This window comes from Streptomyces sp. NBC_01092 (assembly GCF_045039535.1).
In the GTDB taxonomy this organism is placed as follows: Bacteria; Actinomycetota; Actinomycetes; order Streptomycetales; family Streptomycetaceae; genus Streptomyces.
The window spans coordinates 1,164,622-1,186,828 of the sequence record NZ_CP108659.1 but is presented as its reverse complement, the minus strand read 5'-3'; the positions used below and the strand labels follow the sequence as shown (position 1 = coordinate 1,186,828).

Here is a 22,207-nt window from a genome sequence, read left to right as displayed (position 1 = left end):
GTCATGACCCCCGCCGCTTCCCAGGCCTACCAGGAGCAGCATTGTGCTACACGCGCACGCCGGTTCGAATGGTTCGCCTCATCGGGAAGAGTCTCGACCGGTCGGCGAACAGTCGCCGCAAGGCGGCGCGCGGACCTGGTCGCCCACGTCATCCCATCGGGTGAAGGCTGCTCGATTTTGATTGAGCTGAGTAGTTGTGTGCGCTCCACTGTCCCTGCCTGGCGCTGTCAAGCGGCGCTTGGTGCTGTCGAAGCGGGGAACGTGGGGACGTTCCCGACGCCTGCCGCCACGAGCACTCTTCCGCCTCCCGGCTGTCGCTGACCACGACGGGCGGTGGAGCCGATGACCCACCGAAGCGCGAGTTCGCCCCGACCGACCTGCCGGGCGCACGCTCGCGCTGACACTCCAGGCCGGGCGCTCTGCCATGCGCTGACCATCGCGGCCGCGCCGCGCACATGTTGAGGGGGACAACAGGCATGACCGGACTCACCAACTCGACCCGGGCGATCCTCAAAGCGACCTACACCCAACCCGTCCCGTCCGCCGTGCCTGCCGAGCCCGGTGTGCGCACCGGGCCGGGATCGGCGATGTCCGTGTTCGCGAAGCTGAACTTCATGAGATCCCTGCGCCTGACCCGGCCGGAGATCGAGGCCATGGCGCAGCGGCTGCCGGGCGAACACGCCGAACTCTCCGAGGCGTTGGAGACCATCGCGCCATCGCTGGTCGACCGGGGCCCGGCAGCCGTCGCGAGCACCGCCCGGCTGTACGGGGGTATCGATCCCCGGACGCTGGCAGCCCTCGGCCGAGTCGTCGCGGACCTGCGCGAGCCGAAAAGTACGGCGGCCGATCCGGCGGCGGACAGCCGGGCCACCGATGCCGGGCCCCCAAGCACGGCCCCGGCTCCGTTCGCTACCGAACAGCCCGACGCATCTGACGTCGGCCTTCTGGTCGACCGGTTCATCGAGGAGGCCGGCATCCAACCGGTCGGCTGGCTGCATCTCGAGCGGATCGAAATGCAGCCGGTGGGCCTCGAACGTGGCGAACTCGTCTCGACCATCCCCATGGCTCCGGGCGAGACCGCCCGAGTGAGCCACAAGGAGTGGTCGACGCAGAGCGAGGAACTGTCCAGGATCGTCACGGACGAGCTGGAGACGTACGCCGAGAAGGGCGTGGCCGAGAAGACGGACGTGGCCATGTCCACCGCCAACGAGTCGAAGCGCGACACCAACCTCAACTTCGGGGTCACGGCCAGCGGGAGCTACGGCACGGTGTCGGTCACGAGCACCCTGAACTACGGCGTGTCCACCTCCGACCACGAGTCGCGTCAGGCAAGCACCAAGCACGCCACGGAGATCACCTCCAAGGCGTCCTCCCGCTCGCGCAAGGAGCACAAGGTCTCCTTCCGGACCGAGACACGCCGCGGCGAGGAGGACGAGGCGGCCCGCGTGATCACCAACAACACCACCCGGGTGATGCGCATCGACTACTACCGGATCATGCGCAAGTGGCGCGTGGACCTCATGCGTTACGGCCTGCGCATGACGTACGACCTGGTCGTGCCCGACCCGGGTGGCGCGCTGCGTCGTCAGCTGATGGAACTCGCCGAGATCGACAAGACCCTCGCCACCCCCTACGAGTTCCCCTTCGGCATCGACCAGATCGCCCGCCACAACTGGATGTCGCTCGCGGCACGCTACGGGGCACCGGTCACGGCGCCGCCGGCGGAAAACCTCAATCCGCCCGACTACACCTACGAGTTCCCCTCCATCATCGAAGAGGGGGACGCCGTGAAAACCCGGTACCAGTCCTGGCAGATCGACCTGCCGGAAGGCTACGAACTCGTCCCGACCCTCTTCGAGGTCAACTACTACGGATGGCGGCCCGCCGAACTGGCCCGCTTCGACGTGCTCGGCGACGAGGCCCCGCAGGTGACGGCGACCCCCGTCGGAGAGGAGCTCAAGGGGCGCTACCAGTCCGCGCTGGCGCACCTGAACGGCAAGGCCGGCCACATCTCGATCCAGTACACCCACCGCAACGTCAGCTGGGCCGGTTTCAGGCTCGCCGCCACCCTGCGGCTGTCGACACACGCATACGGCGCCTGGCAGCTCGACACCTGGCAGAAGCTGCGGGAGGCCGCCGAGCAGCAGTACTACACACTCCAGCAGCGGCTGCGGGACCGCCGCGAGCAACTCCTGGCGGAACTGAACCGGGACGACACCCTCACACTGCGCCGTGCCGAGCGCGAGGAGCTGATGAAGCGGTCCCTGCAGTGGCTCTTCGGCAGCGACTTCGACACGGCACCCGACGAGATCGACGCGGTGCTCGCGGCACTGGGCACCAACGGCACGCCGACCTGGACCGACGACATCGATCCGTCCGCCCTTCCCATCGGCGCTGATGTGTGGCTGAAGATCAGGAAGTTCGGCGAGTTCGTCAAGTTCCTGCACCAGGCCGTCGAGTGGGAGAACGTTCTCTACTTCCTCTACCCGTACTTCTGGGGGTCGGAGAAGCTCGCCGAGGTCAAGCGGCTGTTGTGGCACCCCGACCCGCTGCGCCGCGAGTTCCTGCGGGCCGGCGCGGCACGTGTGGTCCTGCCCATCCGTCCGGGATTCGAGCGAGCCTTCTCCCGGCTGATGTCCACCGGCCGCCTGGACGGCGACGGATCGCCGGATCCCGAGGACCCGCCGTACATGAGCATCGCCCAGGAGATCGAGGCCTACGCGCGGACCAACTATCCCGGGATCCCGCCGGCGAATCCCGACATCGCCGCCCGGGCCCGGCCGCTGCTGACGGTGAACCAGCAGCGCGCGTGGCGCGAGATCGGCCTCATCGTCGACGCCCTGGAGAAGTACGCCGAGAAGGCGAAGCAGCAGGACGACCCGACGTGGCGCGGAGCGCCGATCGAACCGGAGTACTACCCGACCACCAGGCAGGGGCTGCGGGTGCTGCTCGACTCCCGTCCGAACCTCACCGTCACCGACCCCTGGGGCAAGCCGTACCTCTACCAGAACCCCGGGCGGACCGCGCCGTTCGTGGTCTCCAGCCAGGGAGCGGACACGTCGGCGGGCGGCACCGACGAAGGGCGGGACATCTCCACCGACGCGGAGGGAAATCTCGTCGGGACCTGGTTCGAGTACACCCCCTGCAGCGGCCTCGACATCGAGGTCGGTTCCGACTTCGGCGACAACGGATAGCGGGACAGCCATGGCGGACATCCAACTGCTCGGCAGCTACTGCTCGTTGCCGACCCGGAAGGTCGGGGCCGACGGCAAGGGCGGCATCGATCGGGTGCGCATGGATCTGGAGGCGCGTACGGCGGAGTGGTACATGGTGGAGTGCTTCACCAGGTACTTCAAGCAGCGTTACCCGGACTCCGAGGTGATCAGCGAGATCAGCTACCTGGACACGAAGCGGTTCCGTGGCGCGATGGCGATCCTCGTCAAGTGGATGCAGGCGGAGTACCGCAATGTGCTCAGTCGCAAGGCGCTGAAGAAGAACATCACGTCGCAGCGGGCCGGTGGGCGGCTGCGCTCGGACATGCTCGGTGTCCGGATCGAGGGGTCGACCATGATCCTCGAACTGGTCGAGGTGACCACGGTCGGTGAGGCCGCCGACGCCGAGGTCGAGGACGTCCAGCACAAGATCGACACCCTGAACCGGTACGTCGTCGGCGAGGCACTGAAGGAAATGCTCGCCGTCCAGCGCAGTGGGCTGGTCGGCATCGGTGCCCCCACACAGATCGACGTACGCCGCTCGACCTGGCGACCGTACTGGAACGAGCTGTACTACCCGCTCGTCCCGACCCAGCCCGCCACCGGCGCTCCCGGGGGCGTCAAGTTCGAGTGGATCTGCTACAAGCCCACGTTCCGTCCGGACGGCATCGGCAAGGACGGCCTGGTGCTGTACGAGATCCACTCGACGCCGCTGCCCCAGGGTGTCCCCGTCGAAGTGCTGAGGAGAGTCGCCCGGAGGCTGCGCGAACTGGAGAACCAGCACCAGCTCGTGCTGCTGCCCGCGATGCAGCAGTACTGGGACGACAACGCCGCCGACCGCAGGGAACTGCAGAAGTGGCTCGCCATCGGGCTGGGCGCGGCCCTGATCGTCACGCTCGTGGTGCTGACCTGGCCCGCTGCGGTACCCCTCGCCGTGGGTGCCGCGGAGGCGACGGAAGCGGCGGGAGCGGCCGCGGCGGTGGCGGACGTGGCGGGAACCGCGGGTGCGGCGGCCGACGCGCCGCAGCTGGCCAGTGCGGTCCGCTATGCCGACGGGGCGTCGAAGGTCGCCCAATTCATCGAGAAGGCGCAAATGGCCCTGCGGCCCGCGCTGGCTGCCGGGGTCGCGGGGGGTGTTGCCGGGGTCGTGGGGAATCGCTGATCCGGTGATGCCGGGCCGGGGTTTGGCGCGGGGTCCCGTCGGCCGGTCGTGAGCGGAGTGCGTGGGCGTGGCTTCACCGGGCGACATGTCGTCGACGAGACCCGGCTGATCGCCGCCGCGCTCAAGTCGGCGTTGACGGCTCGGCTGCCTCCGCGTCCGGCGACGTGTCCGCGTCGGCCGGTGTCGGGTCGGGCTGCCGGTCGGTGTCGGGCAGGGCCTGTTCGGCCCAGATCACCTTGCCCTGCGGGGTGTACCGGGTGCCCCAGCGCTCGGCCATCTGGGACACCAGGAACAGGCCCCGGCCTCCCTCGTCCGTCGTCGCGGCGTACCGCAGATGCGGCGAGGTGCTGCTGCAGTCGGCCACCTCGCAGATCAGCGTCCGGTCGCGGATCAGCCGCACATGGATCGGCCCGGCGCCGTAGCGGATGGCGTTGGTGATCAGCTCGCTCAGGATGAGCTCCATGGTGAAGCCGAACTCCGACAGGTCCCACTCTTCGAGCTTCTCGGACACGGCGTCGCGCATCCCCGCGACGGCGGCCGGCTCCGGTGGTACGTCCCAGTCGGCGATCCGGTCGCGCGGCAGTTCCCGCGTGCGGGCGACGAGCAGGGCGACGTCGTCCTTGGGACGCTCGGGTAGCACGCTCTCCAGCACGTCCTTGCAGGTCTCCTCGGGCGACCGGCCGGGGTGTCCCGACAGCGCGTCGCGCAGCAGCTCCATGCCCACGTCCAGGTCGCGCTTGCGGTCCTCGATGAGGCCGTCCGTGTACAGGACGAGCTGGGTTCCCTCGTCGAGGCGCAGCTCCGCCGTCTGGAACGGCATGCCGCCGAGCCCCAGGGGCGGACCGGCCGGCACGTCCGGGAAGGTGACGGTTCCGTCGGGCTGGACCAGCGCGGGCGCCAGATGCCCCGCACGCGCCATGACGTAGCTGCGCGTCACGGGGTCGTAGATCCCGTACAGGCAGGTGGCGCCCACGACGCCCGCCGCGCTCTCCGCCGCCTCGTTCTGATCGATGCCCCCGACCAGGTCGTCCAGATGGCTGAGCAGCTCGTCGGGGGGCAGATCGAGGGCCGAGAAGTTGTGCACCGCGGTCCGCAGCCGTCCCATCGTGGCGGCGGCGTGGAGGCCGTGGCCGACCACATCGCCGACGACCAGTGCCACCCGGCTCCCCGGCAGGGGAATCACGTCGAACCAGTCTCCGCCCACGCCCGACTGGGCCGGGAGATAGCGGTAGGCGATGTCGAGGGCGTTCTGCTCGGGCATGGCCTGTGGCAGCAGGCTGCGCTGGAGGGTGACCGCCAGGGCGTGCTCGCGGGTATAGCGGCGGGCATTGTCGATGCTGATCGCGGCACGGGCCACCAGCTCCTCCGCCAGCGACAGGTCCTCCTCGTTGAAGCGATCATGCTGCTGCGCACGCCAGAAATTGGCCATGCCCAGCACGACGCCGCGGGCCTGGATGGGGGCGGTGATCAGGGAATGGATTCCGTAGTCGATGATCGCCTTGGCGCGCCCCGGGTCCTGTACGCGCCAGCCCGTGGCGGTCGGCAGATCGCTCACCAACTGGGAGCGGCCGCTGCCGTAGCCGCGCGCCTGGGGCGTGGCCGGCTGATAGGCGAACAGCCGGCCCAGTTCGGTGAGCGGATGGTCGTCCTGGATGCCGGACACGGCCGCGCGTCGCATGTCCGTCGCCGTGGGGGCAGGCTCCTCGCCCTGCAGGACGGCGTCGGCCAGGTCCACGGTGACGAAGTCCGCGAAGCGCGGAATGGCCACCCGCGCCAGCTCGTCGGCGGTGCGCAGCACGTCCAGGGTGGTACCGATGCGCAGTCCCGCGTCGTACAACAGCCTGAGCCGCTCCCGTGCCACCTCCGCCCTGCCGGTCACCGCCTGCAGCTCGGTGGAGTCGCGCAGCGTCACCACCATGCCCTTGGGGCCTCCCGCGCGGTCCGTGGGCCGCTGGTTGACCGCGAGCAGCCGCTCTCCCGCGAGGTACACCTCGTCGGTGGCCTCGCGCCCGGAGGCGAGCAGCGCCCTCGTCTCGGGATCGAGGCCCGGCAGCTCCGTGACCAGCCGTCCCTCGACGTCCGGGGGCAGCTCCAGCAGTCGTCTGGCCTCGTCGTTCGCCAGCATCAGCCGCCCGTCGGCGGCCACGATCAGCACACCTTCCCGCACGGAGTGGAGCACCGTGTCGTGGTGCTCGTACATCAGGGTCATCTCGTCCGGGCCCAGGCTGTGCGTCTGCCGTTGCAGCCGCCTGCCCACCAGTGCCGTCACACCGGTGGACAACACGAGTGCTCCGGCCCCGGCGCCCAGGATGATCGGGAGCTGCCGGGCCAGCTGGCTCTCGACGTTCTTGACCTTCATCCCGGCCGAGACGAGGGCCACCACCTTGCTGTCGGCGTCCTCGATCGGGACCGTGGCCTGCACCTCGCGACCGAGCGGGCCGTTGACGTTCTCCACATAGACCTTCCCCGCCAGCGACGGCCCGATCTCGCCCACGAAGCGCTTTCCGATGCGGTCCGGCAGGGGGTGCGTGTACCGGATGCCCTTGGTGTCCATGACCACGATGAAGTCGACACCGGCGGCTCGGCGTGCCGCCTCGGTGAGCGGCTGGAGGATCTTGCTCGGATCAGGGGTCTGCAATGCCGCCAGGACGCCCGGCGCGTGCGCGAAGGTCTGCGCCACGGCCGTCGAGCGGCGCCTGGCCTCGGCGCTGTTGTCCCGCTCCGACTGCAGGATGAGAGCGAAGACGCCGCAGGCCACGAGCAGCACTACGAGAGCCACCTGGAAAACCAGCACCTGCCCGGCTACGCTCCGCGTGCTTCTGCTGATCAGGCGCCTGACCGATAGACGTGGAAAACGGGCGAAACGATTCGCCATGCGACCTTTTTAACATCGGTGATCCCAAGTGGCCAGGGGCCCGCCCGATCCTTGCCCGGCCGACCTCGGGCGTCCGGGGGGCCGTACGCCGCATGGCCCCAGCCCCTGCGGGCATGGTCATCCGCCGCGGATTCTCGCGGGCGGCGCATCGTTTTCCCGCGCCGGATGCCCGCTCCGGCCGACATGATGCAGTGCCCGTTTAGGTCGATATGATGCATTTTGTGATCATGTCTGCACGGCTGTGGCGCCGTCGCCCCGCCTACAGCGGTCGATGGGAAGCTGCCCGGCTGTCACCCGTGGTCCTGACCGTCCTCATCGCCGGCCTCGCGTTCTCCACACCCAGGGAGATCGCGGTCAGCCGCCTGCTGCCGGCCGCCCCCGCCCTTGCCGGCGCGATGTGGTCCGTACTCCCCACGATGCTGCTCGGGGCGTTCTGCCTGGCGCTGATGATCGTCCTCAGCTTCTTCTACACCGATCTGGGGACGCAGTACACGGCGGCCGCGATCATCGCGGTCACCTTGGCGGCCGCCTACGGCAGTCATGTCCGACTGCAGCGAGAGGAGATCCTCTTCCAGGTCCGGCTCGTCGCCGACGCGGCCCAGAAGGTGCTGCTGCGCCCGCTGCCCCGCCGCATCGAGGACGTCGAGATCGAGTCGCTGTATCTGGCCGCCCAGGAGCAGGCCCGGATCGGCGGCGACTTCTTCGAGGCGATCGGTACGCCGCACGGGGTCCGGCTGCTCATAGGCGACGTACGGGGCAAGGGCCTGTCCGCGGTGGGGGCCGCCTCGGCGGTGATCAGTTGCTTCAGGGAGGCCGCGTACGACGAGCCCGACCTGCAGGGCATCGTCCACCGCCTGGAGACCGCCGTCACGCGCCACAGCGCCGCGTTTCCCGCCCAGGACCAGCCCGAGCACTTTGCCACCGCTCTCCTCGCCGAGATCCCGCACGGCGGCGGCCGCATACGACTGCTCAACTGCGGGCACCCCCCGCCGCTGATCGCGCACCGCGGGAAGATCCGGGTCCTGGAGCCCACCGTCCCCTCCCCGCCCCTGAACCTCGCGGCGCTCATCGGTGACCGCTACTGGGTCGACGACGTCGCCCTCGCCCCCGGTGACCAGGTGCTGCTCTACACGGACGGCGTATCGGAGGCCCGGGACCACGGCGGCCAGTTCTTCCCGCTGGCGGACTGGATGCGGCGGCAGGACCCGGAGCCGCCCCGCGAACTGCTCGACCAGCTGCACCTGGATCTGCTCCAGCACAGCGGCGGAAGGCTCGACGACGACATCGCGGCCCTCGCGCTGAGGTGCTCCGCCGCGCAGGACCGGGGAGCCGTCGGCCTGGAGGGCTGAGTCTTCGCGGCCGCGCGCCTCGGATCACCTGGCGTGCTGCTCGTACCAGCCCTTGAGGAGGGTCGTGTCGAGGGTGGGCGCAAGAGGTCTGCTCTGCCCCTCTCCCCGGTCGGTGCCCGGCTGGAACCTGGTGTCGGGAATTCGCGCCGGATCACCGACAGGGCGCCTCCCGAGTCTTGTAGCCGGACATGGCTCGCTCATAGGATGCGAATGAGAGCTCGTTGAATCGTTTCATTCCTGGAATGCACAGTGAGCAAGGGAGTGGATATGCCCGGACATTGGGACCGCAGGACCTTTCTTCGCGCCACCGCGGGAACGGTGGGCGCCGGAATTTCCGTCGCCTCCGCCGCGACTCCCGCATCGGGGGTGCCGACCGGCGGGTCGCAGGGCTCCGGGGGAGGCGGAACCGACGGCCTTCGCGTCACGCGCACGACCGTGGAGTACGCCGAGAACGTCCTCGGAACCGATGTGGCTCACCCCCGGCTCGCCTGGGAGTTGGCGTCCCCGGGGCAGGGTGCACGGCAGAGCGCCTACCGCATACAGGTCACCACCGGTGGGACAGGGTGGGGCGGATCGCCGGTGTGGGACTCGGGCAAGGTGATGTCCGCGAACAGCGTCGGCGTGGCCTATGGCGGACCGGCCCTGGAGCCGCGCACTCGGTACGCCTGGCGGGTCAGGGTGTGGGACGGGCGGGGTGAGGCGTCGGCCTGGAGTGCACCCCGTTGGTGGGAGACAACGTTGTCGCCGGAGGAGTGGGGCGCCAGTTGGATCGGTGTGGACACCCCCACGCCCCTCGACTTCACCGGCGCGTCGTGGATCTGGGCAACCGGAGCGAGCCTGGAGAACGCCCCCGTGGGCACCAGATGGTTCCGGTCCCACTTCGACGTGCCGCAGGACGCCGAGGTGGTGAAGGCGACCGTCGTGGCCACCGCGGACGACGACTTCGCCCTGTACCTCAACGGCCACCCGTCAGTGCAGGCCCCGCAGCAGCAGGACGGCTGGAGAAGCGGCCGGACCGCCGACGTGACGCGGGAAGTGCGGGAGGCCGCGGCCGCCGGCACGGGCGTCGTCCTCGCCGCCGCGGCCACCAACCGCGCCGGCGCCTCGGTCAACCCCGCGGGGCTGCTGGTCCGCCTTCGGGTGGAGACGTCGACGGGGCGGACGTACGAACTCCTCAGCGGCGCCGGATGGCGCGCGACGGAGACGGAGCAACAGGGCTGGCAGGAACCGGAGTTCGACGACTCGGCGTGGCCCCCGGCGGTGGTGCTCGCCCCCTACGGCCAAGGCCCCTGGGGCACCGGAGTGAGTGTCGCCATGCCGGAGCAGCCGGCCCCGCTCCTGCGCAGGGAGTTCGACATACCGGGCCGGATCAGCCGGGCCAGGCTCTACATCAGCGGCCTGGCCTACTACGAGGCGCAGATCAACGGCCGGCGTGTGGGACGCCAGGTGCTCGACCCCGGATTCACCGACTACGACGAGACCGTGCTGTACACCGTCCACGACGTCACGGAACTCCTGCGCCGTGGCGGCAACGCGATCGGGGTGAGCCTGGGCCGTGGCTTCTTCGGCATGACCACCCCGAACGTCTGGAACTGGCACCGGCCGCCATGGCACTCGGAGCCGCGCCTCATCGCCCGCCTGGAGGTCGAGCACCCCGACGGCTCCCGCACCGCACTCGTGACCGACGACCAGTGGCGGATCACCGAGGGACCCACGCTCTCCAACTCCCTCTACGCCGGGGAGACATACGACGCCCGGCGCGAACCGGGCCCGTGGACCACGCCCGGCTTCGACGACTCCGCCTGGCGTCCGGCCGAGGTGCAGGGCGCGCCGAAGGGACGCCTGCGGGCGCAGCCGCACGACGGAATCGAGATCATCGACTCCTTCCACCCCGAGAGGATCACCCGACTCGCCCCCGAGGTGCACCTGGTGGACATGGGCCGGACCATGTCCGGCTGGGCCCGGATCACGGTCGGGAACCTCCCCGCGGGCACCCGCCTCCAGCTCACCTACGGCGAGAAACTGAAGCCCGACGGAAGCGTGTCGGCCGAGACGTCGCACGTGCCCGGCCGCTTCCAGCGCGACGAGTACATCTGCGCCGGCCGTGCGGAGGAGAGCTGGGAGCCCTCCTTCTCCTACAAGGGCTTCCGGTACGTCCAGATCAGCGGCCTTCCCGAGACGCCCGACGCCCGCCAGATCCTCGGCCGGCTCGTGCACACCCCGCTGGACCAGGTCAGCTCCTTCGCCTGCTCGGAGCCCTTCTACGAGTGGCTCGACCAGGCCATGCGGCGGACCGTCCTGAACAACATGCACGGCATTCCGACCGACACCCCGATGTACGAGAAGAACGGCTGGACCGGCGACGCCCAGCTCGGCACACCCGTGATGACCTACGCGTTCGCCATGCACCGCATGCTCTCCAAGTGGCTGGGCGACCTCGCCGACAGCCAGACGCAGGACGGTCAGCTGCCCGTGATCGTGCCGAGCGGCGGCTGGGGATACGGCGAGCTCGGGCCCTCGCCCGAGTGGACGACCGTGTACCCCTTCCTCATCCGGGAGTTCTACCGGGTGTACGGCGATGAGCGGGCGGCACGCGAGCACTGGACGACGCTGACCCGCTACCTGGACTGGGAGTTGTCCCGGCTGCGCGACGGCCTCGCCGTCACGGCACTCGGCGACTACCTCGCCCCCGGCTACGGCGGCAACCCCCCGGAGGACACGCGGCTGACCGCGACCGCCTACCTCCATCGGGCGCTGCTGGCGACCGCCGAGATGGGCGAGGTGCTGCACGCCGACGACGTGGCGACGCGCTACCGGGAGGCCGCCGAGAAGCTCAAAGCAGCCCTCAACGCGGAGTTCCTGGGCGCGGACGGCTACTACCGGACGGCCAAGGACCCCGACTACCGGCAGACCTCCAACGCGATTCCGCTCGCCTTCGGTCTGGTGCCGGACAGCGCCCGCACGTCGGTCTTCGACAGCCTGGTACGGGACGTCGAACGCCGCGGACACCACCTCAACACGGGTGCGCTGGGCACCAGTGTGCTGTTGCGGGTGCTGTGCGCGCAGGGACGGCCGGACCTGGCCCACGCGGTCGCGACCCAGCGCACCTACCCCGGTTGGGGCTACTGGCACGACAACGGCGCGGACACCATGTGGGAGATGTGGCCGCTCGACTCCCGCTCTCGCGACCACTACTTCCAGGGCACCGTGGCCCAGTGGCTCTACGAGAACGTGGCAGGACTGCGCCCGGGCGACGCCGGCTACGCGACGTTCTCCGTGCGGCCCGACGCCCGGACCGGCGTGGACTGGGCCCGGACGGCGATCCGCACCGTCCGGGGAACCGCGGGCGTCTCCTGGGCACAGACGGATGCCGGCTTCACGATGGAAGTGCGGGTGCCGGTGGGTGCGGTCGCGGAGGTCCATGTCCCCACGGCCGCCCGGGACGAGGTGACGGCACCTGACGGTGCCCGGCATCTGCGTACCGAGCCCGGGTTCGCCATCTACCAGGTGGCGCACGGGACTTGGCGCTTCACGAGCTGACGGCAGGGCGCTTCGGCTTGAGCCGGTGCTGCGGTTCGTAAGCGCGGGGGAGTGGTGCTGGTCCGGCCCGCGAGGTCGGCCGGCCACTCCTCGAAGTCGATCGGGAGTGAAGCGGCCCGGATGGTGTGGTGCCGGGCCGCCCGATCGCCGCCCTGGCAGGATGGCGGCATGGAACGTGTGCTTGGAATCGGTGGATACTTCCTGCGCGCTGCCGACCCGGCGGCCCTGAGCGCGTGGTATCGCGATTGCCTGGGCTTGGACGCCGACGAGCACGGCTTGTGGCAGCAGGCAGCCGGGCTGACGGTGTTCGCGACGTTCGAGTCCGAGACGGACTACTTCGGGTCCCGCGCCCAGCAAACGATGCTCAACTTCCGGGTCCGCGACCTGGACGCGATGCTCGCGCAGCTGCGCGCCAAGGGAGCGGACGTGGACGAGGAAACACAGGACATGGAGGGTGTCGGCCGATTCGGCTGGGTCACCGATCCCGAGGGCCATCGCGTCGAGCTGTGGCAGCCGGCCTGAACGACCGGCTCCGGTACTCGCCGCCCACGCCCGGTCTGCTATCCCGGTGAACTTTCCTCCCCGCGGAGCGGGGTGGTGCCTTGCCGCCGGCGAGCGGGACAACCGGAAGGAGCCGTCAGCGATGATCGAGTGGGCGTTAATCACCACGGGAGCGAGGCCCGTGCCCCGCCCAGCGGCCACCCCTCTCGTGCGGGCAGCGGCATTCGGCGGAGCGCTGCTGCTCGTGGCGCTCCTCAATACCCTCGTGGGAATCGACCGGCCCGAACTTGCCCTGCCGGCGCTGTCCTGCTGGCCGCTCTGCTGGGCCTGTTCGCACGCTTCACAGCCGCCCCCGGCACGGCCCTCCTGTGCTGGCTGATCCTCAACGCCTTCGCCGTTCCGCCCGTGGGCACGCTCACCTGGGCCGGATCCCGCGACGCGTTCTGGCTCACCTGTCTGTACATAGCGGCACTAGTCGGGACGGTAGGCGCCCGGCTGGCCCACGCGCGAGCCGCCTACCGGCGCGTCACCCTGGCAGAGCCGGACGATGCACCCATGGACCCCTGACCGACTCCGCACCTCACGCTGCTCGGCTACGCGTTCCTCCAGCTGCCGGTAGGTCAGCCCCGAGCGAGCCTTGAGCCGGCGCAGCGCCGCGACGAACTCAGCCGCGTCTCTGGTCTGTTGAGGCCGCGGCTCCCCCGTGATCCCCATACCGGCATCGTTGCGTGCGGCGCTCCGTCCCGACAACGTCGATTCTCGCCACGAAAGAGGCTGGTCACTCGAGGAAGTCGGCGATGAGCACGGCGAATTCGGCCGGTGCGGTCAGGCGGACACCGAGATCTTCGGCCTTGGCCCGCTTGGATCCGGCGCCCTCTCCGGCGACGACCAGAGTGGTCTTCTTGGAGACGCTGGAGGAGGAGCGGCCGCCCGCCCGTTCGATGAGCTCGTTCATCTGGTTGCGGCTGAGCTTCTCCAACGCTCCGGTCATCGCGCCCGTCACGACCACGGTCATTCCCGCCAGCGGCCCCGCGGCAGGCTCCGCACCTTCAGCAGGGTGGCCGGCGCCGACCTCTGCGGGCGTGGGCGGGGTGGCGCCGGGCTCGGTCATGTTCACTCCGGCCGCGGCGAGTTTGTCGATGAGCGGGGCAAGGTCGGCGAGTTCCGCGACGATGGACGGGGCCTTCTCGGATCCGATGCCGTCGACCTGCTGCATCGATTCGGCGTCGGCGGCGCGGATGGCGTCCATGGTGGCGAAGTGGCGGGCGATGCGGCGGGACATGGACCGGCCGGTGCCCCGCACGCCGAGCGCGCACAGCACACGTGACAGGGGCCGGGTCCTGGCGGTGGCGAGTGCGGCGAGGAGGTTGTCGGTGCTGGTCTCGCCCATCCGTTCCAGTCCGAGGAGCTGCTCGCGGGTGAGGGTGAACAGGTCGGCGAGGTCGCAGACCAGGCCGGCGTCGACGAGCTGGACGACGCGGGTGTGACCGAGGCCCTCGATGTCGAGCTGGTCGCGTCCGACGGCGTAGGAGAGGGAGGCCACCAGGTGGCAGTTGCGCCCGTTTTCGCAGCGCCAGCGCTGCTCGCTGGTGTCGATGCCGGAGCCGCACCGCGGACATGCCTCAGGGAAGGCGATGGACTGTTCGTCACCGGTGCGTAGGTGCGCGACCGGGGCTTCGATGCGGGGGATGACGTCGCCGGCGCGGTGCACCATGACGTGGTCGCCCAGACGCAGGTCGCGGCGGGTGATGTCGGCCGGGTTGTGCAGGGTGGCGTAGGTGATGGTGGAGCCGTCTATCTCGACCGGTTCCAGGACCGCGCGCGGGGCGATGATGCCGGTGCGGCCCACGTTCCACTCGACCTCGAGCAGCCGGGTGATCTTCTCGACGGCGGGCAGCTTGTAGGCGATCGCCCAGCGCGGGGCGCGGGTCCCGGAGCCGGCCGACTGCTGATCCTGGGCCAGGTCGGCCTTGATGACGATCCCGTCGATGCCGAACGGCAACTCGGCACGCAGCGCCGCGATCTCCTGCACCCGGGCCAGCACCTGCTCGGCGCTGTCGGCGGTGATGCCGGGCGCGGTGGTGGTGGCGGTGGTGCTCACCCCGAACGCGGCGGTCTGCGCCATCAGGTCGCTGTGGGCGAGCTCGCCCAGCCGAATCGCCAGTGCCTCCTCGGTGTCGGGGAGGGGGAGCAGGCCGTAGCCGAAGAACGTCATCGGCACGGTGTACTCGCGGTCCTTGGCACGCAGGGTGCCCGCCGCGGCGTTGCGCGGATTGGCGAACGGCTGCCCGCCGTGCGCGGTGCGCACCTCATTGGCGTGCTCGAACTGAGCGGTCGTCATAAGGACTTCGCCGCGCACCTCGACGGTGACCGGCTCGGCCAGCAGCTCGGGCAGGCCCTCGATGGTGCCGATCGCGTGCGAGACGTCCTCCCCGGCCGTCCCGTCTCCGCGGGTGATCAGTTGTCTCAGCCGGCCGGCGGTGTAGCGGGCGGCTATCGCGAGCCCGTCGAGTTTCGGCTCGACACTGAACCGGGCCACGTCATGGCCGATGCGCCGGGCCAGAGAAGCGGTCCAGGCGGTGAACTCCTCGGGCGAGAACACATTGTCCAGGCTCAGCATCGCCACCGTGTGCGGGACATCCCCCTCAACAGCGCCGCCGGCCACCTTCCCCGTCGGCGAATCGGGCAGCACTTCATCGGGGTGATCGTGCTCCCAGTCCGCGATGCCGCGCACCAGCCGGTCGTAGGTCTCGTCGTCCAGAGGCGACGTGCCGCCCGCATAGTAGGCGGCCGCAGCCTTCACCGCGTCCTCGACCGCACGTGCGTAGGCGGCGGCATCCATGATCTCTGCAACTGCTGTCGTCATGCAGTTCATCCTGCCTGCCACCACTGACAACGGCCCCGAAGCAAGCGGGCCGCTCCGGGCGTCCTCGGACGCGACGCTACTTAGGAAGGCGCCTGGAAGTGGTCGACGAGCCGTTGCTGGATCTCCTGAAGTGCCCTGCTCGTCAGTTTGAGGCTGGACAAACGAGAGGCTGCCGCATGAGCGTAGGCAGCGTTCTGCTCTGCATCTGTCCACAGCGCCGCGGCGAAGAGATATCCGCTCAGGGCGTCCACGGCCGAATCCTCAGCGGCTGCATGGCCGGTGGGGAGGAGACAGCGGTCGAAGGGCACGGTGTCGCCGGCCATCGCATTGGCCACCACGGACGGGTGCCAGGCGTGGGCGTTGTTCAGCGTTTCATGGGTGTCGAACCGTACGGTCACCATGTCTCCGGCCCGAATCGCCAGGTCGTAGCGCCCCTCAGTATCGGTAAAGGTGTGTTCGACGAGAACCAGGTCACGGTAGACGCTGACTTTGATCATGGGGATGGGTTGCTTCGTGGTGATGGCTCTTACCTGGCCGTGCATGAATGTCTCCTCCCTCTGTGTCCATAGGAGCGCCTCTTCACCTTCGTGGAGAGGTGGGCTCACACGACGCTGACCGGCGCCTGCAGCCCTTCCGCGGAGTCTGTTCGGACGGGGATGGCCCGAGTGCTGAGGAGGTCGCCGGATTCCACGGTTCCGCTTCCTGAGCGGTCGATGTGGATACGGAGCCCGTAGGTGACGGCGGGGTCGAGTTCGGGCACGTCCACACTGAAGGGCACACGGCCTCCCGGCGTCAGCGGGACGTCCGTCTGGACCTGTGCCCCGACCACGATGGACGGCGCGTCGGCCAGGGAAACGTCGCGGACCTCCACCAGGACGGACGCTGCCGTTCCGGTCGGTGTGTCGGGTGGCAGGGCCACCAGACCGCTTACGGTGCCCGTCACCGCACCTCACCCAGCAGAGCCCCTGCCGCCCCTGCCGCCCCTGCCACCGCGGCCGGTGTGGGCTCACGTCCGTCGAGATGAGCCAGGAGCGCGGCGACCTCCGCCGTGATCGGCAGCCCGGTCCGTTCCTCCACGAACAACCACTGACCCGCCGGGTTCACTTCCAGGAACAGGTACTCCCCGTTGGAACGCCGACGCAGATCGATGGCCCCGTACACCAGCCCCAGGGCGCGCATGAAACGGAGCAGGCAATCGGTGATCGCCGAAGGGAGAGTCACCGGTCGTACCTGAGCTTCGTGAACCACCATGCGCATATCCACCGGATAGTTGGTCTGCGAGGCATCGATCTCGGCGGCGAAGACACGGTCGCCCACGATGGTCACCCGCAGATCGGTCCCCGGCACGTACTCCTGAAAGATGACAGGCGCGTAGCGCACGGCGTCCAGGGCCGCCAGGTCCTCCGTGCGGACGAGCCGGGTCTCCCGCCATGCGCCGGCGGAGGCGATGAAGGCCTTGTAGACGGTACGGCCGACGCCTGTCTCCTGGATGAAACGCCGGGCCCGCCCCGCATCGTTGGTGACCAGGGTGCGAGGCAGGGTGAGCCCCAGGCGGCGTGCCACCTCCCACTGGTAGGGCTTGTGGTGGGCGATCCCGTCCAGCGCCGGCGGATTGACCCAGGTGCAGTTGAGTGAGTGGAACAGGCCGTGCAAAGCCTGGCCGGTCTCGCTGATCGCGAAGCTCTGGTCCCGGAGCGTGCCCAGGCCTTCGTCGACGGTGAAGGGGCGCACGCGCCGCCACCAAGCGGCACGGCACCCGTCGAGCCGGGCGTGGGCCGTCGGCGTTCGGACCGTGTAGACCGGTTCCCCGGCCCGGGCGTAGTCGAGAGTGATCTCGGCGCGGGCGGGGAAGTCGGCGAGGTCGAGACGGACCACCTCACGCCCGTCCGCCTCCAATCGGCGCACTACCGCGCGGGCGTGGTCCTCGTCGTGCGAGACGACCAGGATCATCGAGGCTGCCCGGCGCCGACCAGGGACTGGGCGCCTGCCTGAGCCAGAAGGAGGTTGTAGCTCGCCTGCACCGCGGACAGGCCCTGCTGCAGAGACGCCATCATCTGGCCCAACTGGCGTACCTGCTCGGCCATTCCATCCGGCTGGCCCGTCATCATCGGTGACTGGTGGGGTGTGGCCAGCACGAACGGACTGGTCAACGCCGGCGGGCTCATGATGTCCAGCCCGGGAATCTTGTGCGGCCCGTCGCCCACGGGGTCCTTCGCCGCCTCCTTGAAGGTGGTGTCGACGACGGGATCCTTGGCCACTTCCTTGAACGTGGACTGCGCGGCCGGGTACATCATGTGGACTCCGTCGACGTCACCCTGCGACAGGCCCGTGCGCTGGCCCATCGTCACCCCGGGCGGGAGTGACTCGCGGGGAATGATGGTCGGCTGGTTCGGGTCGATCGCGAAGGCCGTCGCCGGGTAGTGCATGATCGAGCCGAAGTCGTACGGTCCCAGGTCGTCGCCGTCCGCGATCTGCTGAAGGAAGTTGTGCTGCATGTCCGGTTCGATGTTCGCGAACACGATCGTGACGTGCTGATCCCGGTCCTCGCGGCTCTGTTCGTGCCACAGCCCCACCGTGTGGCCGATCTCGTGGATGGCGTTGCCGGTGGAGCAGTTGGGGCCCAGCGTGATGCTCTGTTGGCCGCCGCGTCGACCCACGTGCGAGGAACATCCCTTGCCCGGCACGAAGCGCACGAAGTCCGGGAACTGGGCGGCGTTGGCGGCGGTCCGTTCGACGAACCGGATGCGGGTGCGTGAATGCCAGTGCGCGATGGCGTCCGTGACACGTTCCCGCTTGGCCAGGGCGGGATCGATCTCGAACGGCACCGTCGCGTTCGGCCAGCGTCGCTGCTGCCCCTGCTCGGACGGCACGATTCCGATGGACGCGAGCACCGGCCCGCTGTCGGACTGTGCTCCCAGTTCCTCCACCGTTCCGAGCACGATGTCGCCTTCGAACATCGCCAGGCCCTCCACCTCGGCGTAGCGCAGGGCCTTGGAACGAAACGTCGTACCGCCCACCAGCGCGGTTCCCGCGATGGGCCCTGACCGAAGCTCGCCGCTGCCCTCACCCTTGCGGGAGGCCGTGGATTTGCGGGCTGCCTGCTTTCTGGCAGGGGTCGTCTTCTTGGCCGCGGCTTTGCTCCGGGCGGGGGCCTTCCTTGTGCGGCGGGAGGAGTCCGACGGGTCGGCGTTCATGAATCACCTTCACTGCAGCGGGGAGGGAAGCCTCGGGACAAAGGCTTCGCTGCCAGCCAGCCTCTCCGCGTCGCGCGGCACCTCGCTCGCTCAGCGCGCCCAAGCGGGTGACCACCGCGGGTGACACATGCTCAGCTCTGATGTGCCTGCGCCAAAGCGGTGAGGACGCGTCGAGTCTTGTTCTCGGAATGTTCGGAGAGGTTCACTCCGCTCGCCAGCATCGCGTCCTTCAGTTTTTGCTGCTTGCGCTCGGCCCGCGCCGTGAGGTCCTCGGGAGCGTCCCCATCCTTGGGCTTCACCCGGATCGACGCCTCCAGGAATTCAAGACCGGCGACCGACCACGCCTCCAAGTCCACGTCCAGATCGTCGAGTTGGACGTCGTCGAACTTCGTCGACAGGATCGGCCCCAGTGCGACCAGCCCGTCGAGTCGGACAGCGGGAGCGCAGGCGTGCAGGAACTGGCCCTGCACCTCGTCGATCGCCGAGGCGGGATCGCCCCCCGGCTCCACCGCGCCCGACAGCGTCTGCGACTGGTGATCGTGCACCAGGGACGCGGCCAGCACACGGTTTGTCCCCGACCAGTCCGCCTCGATCTTGTACGTGAACGGCTCCGCCTCGAAGGGAGCGGCGAACCGGCCGACCAACTGCTCCCGGTTGCACGGACGCAACTTGACCGTCAGGTCGCCCGGACCGCTCCCCACCCTGAACCGTACGATCACGCCGCCGACCAGGAGCGGTACCTGCCCCTCGGCGACGCCCTCCCGGTCCTCGGCGAACCAGATGCGACGCGTCGTCTTCGCACCGCCCGACGCGTCCAGGGCCGACAGTGCCGCCGCAACGTCACCCTCGATGTTGACCTTGATCTCGACCGGCAAGAGGTCCATCGCTTCGCTCCCGCACGCTTTTGGACGTTGTCGCGTACTAGTTCGGGATCCCAGGTGCGCATGCATCCAGATCAAGCCAGCTCAATCCAGGCTATCCGCACCGTCCTCGGGTCGCAGTCCGAAGGCAGGCGGCCCGAGGACGGTGCGGGGAGGTGGGCCGTTATCGGTCTGCCGTCCTTCCGGATACCCCCCAACTCCGTCCGGGATGGTGCCGTTCGCCTCGCGAGATGCCCAGTCGCCCCATAGAGTCGCGTTGCCGCCACGAAAGGACGGGCGGCGCGGCTCTTCGCGTGCGTACGAAGCGCTCCGCCCATGGCCCGGCGAGCCTGCTGTCATGCGGCCCCAGCGGTCCGGCGGACGTCTCGCTCAGGAGTCGCGGGCACGCTGCGGCTCAAGCGATTGAGGAGTCCTCATGTCAGGACAGTTTGAAGCGACAGTCGAGGTGGATCGACCTGTCGAGGCGGTGTTCGAGTACCTCGCCGACGGGCGCAACGATCCGCAGTTCAGCCCCCGCGTACTCAAGATCGAGCGCGTTCCCGAGACCCCGACCGCCGTGGGAACGATCTTCCGCAGCACTGTTAAGGATGCCGGGATGAAGACGTCCAGGGAGTTCCGCGTCACCGACCTCGAAGCCCCGGTGAAGCTTCGGTGGGCCGAGGTGTCGAAGAACACCGTTACGGCCAGTGAAGGCGGCTACGACCTGGAGCGGCTCGGCGAGGGCAGGACTCGAGTCCGTATCTACAACGTTCTGGAAGGCCACGGCATCGGCAAGCTCCTCGTCGGCCTGGCGCTCGGTGCCGCCCGCAAGGACGCCGACAACTTCGGCGCTCGGATCAAGGCCGCAGCTGAAGCGGCGATCGTCTCGAACTGACCGCATCTCTGACGAGCCGGCCAGGCAGGGCGTCCACCGCCGGATAGCCGGATAGCCGGATAGCCGGATAGCCGGATTGCCGATAGCGGGATAGCCAGGAGGCCGGGTCACGGTGCCATGACCCGGCCACCTCGGAGCCGGACTTGCGACTGAAGCACGTGGGTCACTGCTGGTCGGGCCACGTCAGGTTGTCCACCAGCATTCCCAGGGCCGACTTCGGCACGCCTCCGCTCGTCCCGCTGTCGGCCTGCCTCCAGGTTGAGCTTGTGTCCGTGGAGTTTGAGCCTTTGGTGTCGTTGACACCCTGAAAGATGCCGAAGTCAATGGGCCCGTCGTCCGCTGAGGCGGGGAGCGCGGCGGCCAGGAGGGCTGCTCCGGCGAGTGCGGCGGCAGTGATGATCTTCATGCCCGGCTCAACGAGGCGAGCGGCATCAGGATCTTCTGTCCCGTCCTTTTGGGGGAACGGCGTGGCAGTCAGGACAGTCGGGGCCGTATCCGCGAATCCCTGTCCTCAGGAGGGCCGCGACACGCGCTCGATCGCCACCATGGCGGCATCGTCACCCAGATGTCCGCCGACGTGCCGCAGCAGGTCCTTGCACAGGTGGGCGAGGAGAGCATCGGGACCATGGCCGGCCCTGCCCGCCACCCGTTCGGCGAGCGGATAGAACGTGCCCTCGCCGTTACGGGCCTCGATGACACCGTCCGTGTAGAGAAGGACGATGTCGCCGTGTTCGAAGGCGAACGCTTCCTCGGTGAGCTCGGTTTCCACGAACTCGGTGAGACCGAGGGGCGGCGCCGGGTGGCGGACTTCGAGGGGCCTGACCTGGTCGCGATGCAGGAGCAGCGGCGGGGGGTGCCCGCAGTTGATCAGGTGCAGGACCGGCTCGTCGTCCGGGATGTCCAGCGCGGCGGCGGTGATGAACGCCTCGCCGCGATCCTCGGCCGTGGCGTCGAGGGCCGCCGGGTCGTCCAGGTTCGAGGAGACGGTTCCCTCTAGAAAGGCCATGAGCGCCGGCAGATCTGCCTGTCTGTGGGCCGCACCCCGGAAAGCGCCGAGCAGCAGGGCGGCATCCCCGACCGCTTCCAGGCCCTTGCCCCTGACGTCGCCGATGACGATCCGGATTCCGTGCTCCGTACGAGCGGCGGCATACAGATCGCCGCCGATCTGCGCCTCGGATTCGGCGGCCAGGTACACCGACGCGATGCGCAGCGAGCCGACCCGCTGGGGAAGCGGCTTGAGCACCACTTCTTGCGCAGCAGTCGCCACCGACCGCAGCTGCATCAGTTCCCTTTCATGGTGTTCCCGCCGGGCGGCGAACGTGGTCGCGAACGCCGACATCAGGATCAGCGTGATCAGCTGAAAGGAGTGGTTCAGGTCCACGAGGCTGGTGCGCACCACCGCCACCACGGACTGGGCCGTAACGGCGAGCACGCCGACGCCGGCGGTCGTCCAGGGGCCGGCGAACGACGCGGTGACGGCGGGCGCGGCTACCAGGAACGGCCCGAGGTGGACGCTGGCCGGAGCCAGGATGTCGACCACCGTGACGATCACAATCATCAGGATCGAGACCGCCAGCAGCGGGTGACGTGGCTCCTGTGACCAACGGTGATCTTTGAGCCCTCTCGGAACCATACGTTCTGGATACACCCCATCGGGCCCCGGCGCCCGCACGGACGCCAACGCCCGCCTCACAGGGTGCGCTGCCGGTCCCCTGCAAAGGCATGCGGAGGCATGCGGTATGGCGTATTCCCG

Annotated in this window: 15 protein-coding genes and 1 pseudogene; 7 read left to right on the top strand and 9 right to left on the bottom strand. The window is 69.2% G+C overall.

The genetic code is table 11. The features are described 5' to 3' along the window. Positions 1 to 476 precede the first annotated feature (476 nt). Together OG254_RS05160 and OG254_RS05155 are read left to right on the top strand one after the other, a co-directional pair. On the top strand, positions 477 to 3,194 hold the full coding sequence (locus OG254_RS05160; protein ID WP_405577679.1) for a type II secretion system protein GspG: 2,718 nt from the start codon (positions 477 to 479) through the stop codon (positions 3,192 to 3,194). A gap of 10 nt (positions 3,195 to 3,204) precedes the next feature. Further along, positions 3,205 to 4,374, top strand: a complete 1,170-nt coding sequence (locus tag OG254_RS05155) for a hypothetical protein (protein WP_405577677.1) — start codon at positions 3,205 to 3,207, stop codon at positions 4,372 to 4,374. A gap of 121 nt (positions 4,375 to 4,495) precedes the next feature. Here the strand turns inward: OG254_RS05155 and OG254_RS05150 are convergent, their stop codons facing one another. Further along, on the bottom strand, positions 4,496 to 7,249 hold the full coding sequence (locus OG254_RS05150; RefSeq protein ID WP_405577675.1) for a SpoIIE family protein phosphatase: 2,754 nt from the start codon (positions 7,247 to 7,249) through the stop codon (positions 4,496 to 4,498). Positions 7,250 to 7,476: 227 nt separating this feature from the next. Between OG254_RS05150 and OG254_RS05145 the strand changes: the two genes are divergently transcribed. The 4 genes and pseudogenes from OG254_RS05145 to OG254_RS05130 all read left to right on the top strand — a co-directional run bounded on the left by OG254_RS05145 (position 7,477) and on the right by OG254_RS05130 (position 13,206). After that, complete coding sequence (locus OG254_RS05145) at positions 7,477 to 8,598, top strand: PP2C family protein-serine/threonine phosphatase (protein WP_405577673.1); 1,122 nt, start codon at positions 7,477 to 7,479, stop codon at positions 8,596 to 8,598. Positions 8,599 to 8,865: 267 nt separating this feature from the next. Further along, positions 8,866 to 12,138 carry a family 78 glycoside hydrolase catalytic domain gene (locus OG254_RS05140; protein ID WP_405577671.1) on the top strand — a complete coding sequence of 1,091 codons (3,273 nt, stop codon included), beginning with the start codon at positions 8,866 to 8,868 and terminating at the stop codon, positions 12,136 to 12,138. Positions 12,139 to 12,306: 168 nt separating this feature from the next. Further along, positions 12,307 to 12,660 (top strand): VOC family protein, encoded by a 354-nt coding sequence (locus tag OG254_RS05135; RefSeq protein WP_147998739.1) that lies wholly within the window; start codon positions 12,307 to 12,309, stop codon positions 12,658 to 12,660. A gap of 121 nt (positions 12,661 to 12,781) precedes the next feature. Continuing rightward, positions 12,782 to 13,206, top strand: a pseudogene (locus OG254_RS05130) (hypothetical protein). Between the two features lie 211 nt (positions 13,207 to 13,417). Here the strand turns inward: OG254_RS05130 and ligA are convergent. The 6 genes from ligA to OG254_RS05100 all read right to left on the bottom strand — a co-directional run bounded on the left by ligA (position 13,418) and on the right by OG254_RS05100 (position 19,583). After that, positions 13,418 to 15,505 carry an NAD-dependent DNA ligase LigA gene (ligA, locus tag OG254_RS05125; RefSeq protein WP_405577669.1) on the bottom strand — a complete coding sequence of 696 codons (2,088 nt, stop codon included), beginning with the start codon at positions 15,503 to 15,505 and terminating at the stop codon, positions 13,418 to 13,420. An 80-nt stretch (positions 15,506 to 15,585) separates the two neighbouring features. Continuing rightward, positions 15,586 to 16,047 carry a carboxypeptidase regulatory-like domain-containing protein gene (locus tag OG254_RS05120; RefSeq protein ID WP_405577667.1) on the bottom strand — a complete coding sequence of 154 codons (462 nt, stop codon included), beginning with the start codon at positions 16,045 to 16,047 and terminating at the stop codon, positions 15,586 to 15,588. Between the two features lie 59 nt (positions 16,048 to 16,106). Continuing rightward, positions 16,107 to 16,448, bottom strand: a complete 342-nt coding sequence (locus tag OG254_RS05115; RefSeq protein ID WP_405577665.1) for a YbaY family lipoprotein — start codon at positions 16,446 to 16,448, stop codon at positions 16,107 to 16,109. Further along, a complete protein-coding gene (locus tag OG254_RS05110) occupies positions 16,445 to 17,455 on the bottom strand; it encodes an MvdC/MvdD family ATP grasp protein (RefSeq protein WP_405577663.1) in 1,011 nt (336 codons plus the stop codon). Before OG254_RS05110 ends, OG254_RS05115 begins: the two co-directional genes overlap by 4 nt. Beyond that, positions 17,452 to 18,699 (bottom strand): Dot/Icm T4SS effector Zinc-dependent metalloprotease LegP, encoded by a 1,248-nt coding sequence (gene legP, locus OG254_RS05105; RefSeq protein ID WP_405577661.1) that lies wholly within the window; start codon positions 18,697 to 18,699, stop codon positions 17,452 to 17,454. Before legP ends, OG254_RS05110 begins: the two co-directional genes overlap by 4 nt. Before the next feature lie 131 nt (positions 18,700 to 18,830). Further along, positions 18,831 to 19,583, bottom strand: coding sequence for a hypothetical protein (locus tag OG254_RS05100; protein WP_405577659.1), 753 nt, complete (start codon positions 19,581 to 19,583; stop codon positions 18,831 to 18,833). Between the two features lie 412 nt (positions 19,584 to 19,995). Here OG254_RS05100 and OG254_RS05095 point away from each other — a divergent pair, with 412 nt between their 5' ends. Continuing rightward, positions 19,996 to 20,454, top strand: coding sequence for an SRPBCC family protein (locus OG254_RS05095; protein WP_405577657.1), 459 nt, complete (start codon positions 19,996 to 19,998; stop codon positions 20,452 to 20,454). 163 nt (positions 20,455 to 20,617) lie between these two features. On the opposite strand, the gene OG254_RS05090 is transcribed toward OG254_RS05095, so the two are convergent. Both OG254_RS05090 and OG254_RS05085 read right to left on the bottom strand, forming a co-directional pair. Continuing rightward, positions 20,618 to 20,860, bottom strand: a complete 243-nt coding sequence (locus OG254_RS05090; protein WP_351185302.1) for a hypothetical protein — start codon at positions 20,858 to 20,860, stop codon at positions 20,618 to 20,620. A gap of 105 nt (positions 20,861 to 20,965) precedes the next feature. Then, positions 20,966 to 22,087 carry a PP2C family protein-serine/threonine phosphatase gene (locus tag OG254_RS05085; protein ID WP_405594847.1) on the bottom strand — a complete coding sequence of 374 codons (1,122 nt, stop codon included), beginning with the start codon at positions 22,085 to 22,087 and terminating at the stop codon, positions 20,966 to 20,968. Between the last annotated feature and the right edge of the window lie 120 nt (positions 22,088 to 22,207).